The sequence below is a fragment of the Flavitalea sp. genome, from assembly GCF_035489435.1.
In the GTDB taxonomy this organism is placed as follows: Bacteria; Bacteroidota; Bacteroidia; order Chitinophagales; family Chitinophagaceae; genus DATHKG01.
The window spans coordinates 1-4,412 of sequence record NZ_DATHKG010000003.1; the positions used below are offsets into that span (position 1 = coordinate 1).

General features: G+C 39.7%; 7 protein-coding genes. 5 read left to right on the forward strand and 2 right to left on the reverse strand.

Features of this window, described 5'->3' with window-relative positions:
- The first annotated feature begins 251 nt into the window (after positions 1-251).
- Positions 252-917, forward strand: a complete 666-nt coding sequence (locus tag VK664_RS00040; RefSeq protein ID WP_461396536.1) for an ATP-binding protein — start codon at positions 252-254, stop codon at positions 915-917.
- Positions 918-1,050: 133 nt separating this feature from the next.
- Here the strand turns inward: VK664_RS00040 and VK664_RS00045 are convergent, their stop codons facing one another.
- Both VK664_RS00045 and VK664_RS00050 read right to left on the reverse strand, forming a co-directional pair.
- Positions 1,051-1,650 carry a hypothetical protein gene (locus VK664_RS00045; RefSeq protein WP_461396537.1) on the reverse strand — a complete coding sequence of 200 codons (600 nt, stop codon included), beginning with the start codon at positions 1,648-1,650 and terminating at the stop codon, positions 1,051-1,053.
- 141 nt (positions 1,651-1,791) lie between these two features.
- Entirely contained in the window at positions 1,792-1,953 is a 162-nt protein-coding gene (locus tag VK664_RS00050; RefSeq protein WP_461396538.1) for a transposase, read from the reverse strand.
- Between the two features lie 126 nt (positions 1,954-2,079).
- Here VK664_RS00050 and VK664_RS00055 point away from each other — a divergent pair, with 126 nt between their 5' ends.
- The 4 genes from VK664_RS00055 to VK664_RS00070 form a co-directional block, all read left to right on the forward strand.
- Positions 2,080-2,328 (forward strand): hypothetical protein, encoded by a 249-nt coding sequence (locus VK664_RS00055; protein WP_461396539.1) that lies wholly within the window; start codon positions 2,080-2,082, stop codon positions 2,326-2,328.
- Between the two features lie 265 nt (positions 2,329-2,593).
- The gene (locus VK664_RS00060; RefSeq protein WP_461396540.1) at positions 2,594-2,785 is read left to right on the forward strand and encodes a tyrosine-type recombinase/integrase; all 192 of its coding nucleotides are present in this window, start codon (positions 2,594-2,596) and stop codon (positions 2,783-2,785) included.
- Positions 2,786-2,796: 11 nt separating this feature from the next.
- Positions 2,797-3,738, forward strand: coding sequence for an AlbA family DNA-binding domain-containing protein (locus VK664_RS00065; RefSeq protein WP_461396541.1), 942 nt, complete (start codon positions 2,797-2,799; stop codon positions 3,736-3,738).
- A gap of 470 nt (positions 3,739-4,208) precedes the next feature.
- Positions 4,209-4,412: hypothetical protein (locus tag VK664_RS00070; RefSeq protein WP_461396542.1), on the forward strand; the 204-nt coding region annotated here is incomplete at its 3' end.

A 4,412-nucleotide genomic window follows, 5' to 3' on the forward strand; every position in this document is an offset into this window, starting at 1 on the left:
ATCAATTCAAGTAATTGCTGTTTGTTGCGCCTGGGTGTCCGGTGAAGCGGTTGCTGTTCGTCCATCGATCATTTTTTAGTAAGCGACAAATGTAACCGGCACATTTTGAAATTCAGTCGTGGTTCTGGTTAGAGGTTTACGAAGATGCAATACTTTATGAGGAATATCATGGAAATAAACAAATCAGAGATTATTGTTCTTCATTTATAACCAGGTATAAAAGTCTAAAAGAAAGGCAAGAGTTTAACTTTTTGACAAAGAATATCGCTGAAATAGACAAAGCTGATTTTATCAATGAACTTTTGGGTGTCACCAGTAATGGCCAAAAGAAAACACAATTATCAATACTTGATTTAAATTCGGTTGAAGATGAAATCGTGGAGGTTATATCTTGTGTAACATCCAGGATGATTTTTGAAAAATTGAAAAAGAATAAGCTGCGTAATATTTTCCCTGTAAATATAGTATTGGAGGAAGCTCACAGGTATATTTCTTATGATAAAGGAAGGGTATTTGGAGATGCAAATAAAGTTTTTGAGCGGGTAGCCAAAGAGGGCAGAAAATATGGGATGTTTTTATTGGTTTCTTCCCAGAGACCAAGCGAACTATCAAAAACCGTACTATCACAGTGTAGTAACTTTATTATTCACCGTATCCAAAACCCAGAGGATTTGATGCACATTCGTCAGATGACACCCCATATATCCAGTAGTATATTAAGTCGGTTACCTTCCATACCCCGACAACATGCTTTAGTTTTTGGGCACTCTGTTCAAATCCCAACTCTTTTTAAGGTTAATGAAGCTAGACCTACCCCGCATAGTAGTGATAACGATATCACAAAGAATTGGTTTAAACCGAAAGATATAAGAGAACCGCCGTCTCAAGAAACTGAAGAAGAGAACCTTCCATTCTAGAGCAGTCTAAATTTTCGCATAGTTATCCATGATTGCCCATTAGACATAAAATGCGTAGTTGCCAATCCCGTGTAAATTCCGGGGGATTCTGGTTCTTCGTCACTTTTGGTGAATCATCCGGATTTGACGATTATTATTTTTCGCAATAATTTGCCACCTCATCGAGCCATTGCTGGAGCGATCCTTCCTGCTTATCCTTAAATAACTTTTTAAATTGCTTCACTTGTTTTGCCGTTTGTTTTATCACCGGATATTTGCTGCATAGTTGATTCAGGAATTTGTTATCCTCTTTCATTAAAATTTTTGGTTCTTTTTGGAGCAGGAACGATAACTTACCGGCCGACCATGTTTTTATAATCGAAGGGTCTGACTTGCGGTATGTTCGTGTCATCTTATACCTCTTTAATAGAATATTCATGTTGTTGCAAAACTGCGTATAACCACCATTAAAGCCCTGTTTCACTATATCTGTATGAAGGTCTGTATACGGCTTCTCTGCATTGGTTGCCTGCAAAAGGTATAGCTGATATGCATCAAAATTAGTGGATCGACTTCCTGTTTTCTTTGGGAGAAAGTCCATCCGTAAGTATTTTCTAATCGTTACTCTTGATATACCGACACTTCGGGAGATGGCTCTGATAGTATATCCCTGATCCTTAAACTCTCTTACCTTATCAAATCGTACCCGGAGTTCATGATTGGTATTCATAGCGGCTGTCTCTACCGTAGGCATATCTTGTTCCTTTAGACTGATGGTTGCTGTGGCGGGTGGGACAGTGGGGGGATGCTTTTGGGTTATTGTAAAGTGAAAATGATTTGGCGAGTTCTTTTCCCATAGACTGGAACATCTTTTTTGTTGCCTCTCCCAGGTTCATCAGCAAATGAAACGATCAGCAACCTGGATGGCTTGTGGGGCGCCTTCCCGGCCACCCTTTGAATAAGGCCCACCTCGATCTCTTGATATCACCCTTACTTCCTGGTGACCTTTAAGCCACTCTGATACAGTCGCAGCTTCTCTGTCGGGCAAAAGGTCCACTACTTTATTTTGATATCAATCTACAATGATGGTACCATAAGTATTGCCCTTGTTAAAAGCCCAATCGTCTATACCAATAATCCCTGACGTCATTTCGGGCACAAGTAGATCTTTGAATCCTACCTGGTGAAGAAAGGAAATAGCAACAATACCCGAAATAAGAAATACAAATTCTTTCAGGAATTCTACGGCCAGGCTGTTGTAGATGGAAAAGCTGAGCTACCGAATAATGTGAAGACTTATAAAATCCCGAAGAAGCCGGTTAAAAAGGAAAAACTCACATTGGAAGAAATCAAGCGGCTTGAAGAACTTCCGCTTAAGCCAGGCATTACAGATAATGCCAGGAACCTGTTCCTGTTCGCATATTATTGCTAAGGTGTGCGGTTTGAAAACTGTGTAAATGCGAAGCGATCGGATATCGTAAACGGCAGGATCCACTTTAGAACAAACAAAGGCAATAAGTATATCACGGTGAAGATCCACTCAAGGCTTCAAGCAATCATAGATCAATATCAGGGCAAATACCTCTTCCCTTGTGTACAGGAGTTGCCGGACGACAAAACACGATACATTGGCATGAACGGAAGTCTCAACACTGTTGTAAACCGTCAATTAAAGGCCTTAGCACGACTTACTGTGATTGGGAATTAAGAAAACACTTACCTTTCATATATCACGACATAGCGTAGCCTATCATCTGATGTCTGGGTCCAGTATCCATACCATCAAAGAAGTGCTTGGGCACTCAGATACCAGGACAACAGAAATCTATTTGAAGGAACTCGGGGATGAACTCATTGATGTAGAAATGGTAAAACTATATGGAAATTAAATACGAGGTACATGAAAAGTTTTTTTGATAAAGAAACATTTAACTTCTCAGATCTGGAGGAATTGATATCAGTTAAGGCGGAAGAGTCGATCTATTTGGAGTTCAAGAAATCTGGAGCCTTACAAATGTCCGATAAAGTTAAAGAGGAAATTTCGAAAGATATTTCTGCTTTTGCTAATTCTGACGGAGGGGTCATCATCTATGGAATGGCTGAAGTAAATCATGTTGCTACTGAATTTTCCTTTACTGACGGTAACGTCATCACAAAAGAATGGCTGGAAAATGTTATCATCTCCGGTGTGCAGAGAGTAATCCCAGGAATAACAATTGAGCCGGTAAGGTTTAGCAACGACGTCACGAAAACAGTCTATGTTGTAAAGATTCCAAGAAGTCATCACGCTCCTCACATGGCAAAGACAGGAAAGTATTATCGGAGGTATAATTTCCAAGCTGTGCCCATGGCAGAGTACGAAATCAGAGACATGTATGGACGAGATTTTAGTCAATCGTCCTTACAAATAGAGTCTATTGGAGCAGGTGGCCTTGAACTTGACAAAGATGGAATTTCTTTTCATCTCAGGCTCTCTGTATATAATGAAGGTAGTAGGGTTGAAAAGGATTACAAGGCTGCGATCTATTTCGAAAATCTTCCCGATGGCAAGTTGTCAATCCCCATGCAAAGAGATGAGATAAATGTTACAAGAATGGATCCGAAGAGAATTAAAGTGTCAACAACCTATGCTCCCATTATATTTCCTGAGGAGACATTAACCATAATGGATGTACCACTGACATTTGCGACTAAAAATTTTTTCGAGGATTTTGCTACTTTGAAGGTGGAGGGGCGTTTATTCATTGGGAGCAAACAGGATATTTCACAAATTGATATTTTAACTTTCGCGGGAAAGCTTATATCTGATTACGCGGAAGATAAAGAAAAGTCAACTAATTAGCCAACTACCGGTTGGCATATTAGTATAACCTTTTAAAGATCAATAGAATTACATAGTCCACTAACAACTTGAACCTATACAGCCCTGAGAAAGAAGGGGTGGGAATATCATATATTACACCTGCACTCCTAATGTACATTTTGATGACTCCCTTATTTATAAAACTTTGGACGAGCCTCGTATCTTTTATTGCCCGTTCTAGCTTTCTTGAGCTCGCAGAAGTCTTACGGCTTTTTCTCCAATTTTTTACAGTATAAAACCGGTGGTTTTCCCAGATTTGTTCACCAAACCAAAATTGCAATTTCCTAACTTTCTATCATGGAGACTCAATACACTGACAACGCAGGCATAATCCATGACTTATGGATTCTTAGCAGCTATCGTAACGATGAAATGTAAACCTCTAACCAGAACCACGACTGAATTTCAAAATGTGCCGGTTACATTTGTCGCTTACTAAAAAATGATCGATGGACGAACAGCAACCGCTTCACCGGACACCCAGGCGCAACAAACAGCAATTACTTGAATTGATTGCTGCGTATGATAAGACCCCAGGCATAACTATAAAAGATTTCTGTAAGCTGCATAAGGTTACCCAAGGTTCCTTTTATACTGCTCGCAAACGCCACCGAGCTGCTGTAAAAAAACAATCATCCGGATTTATTGCCATC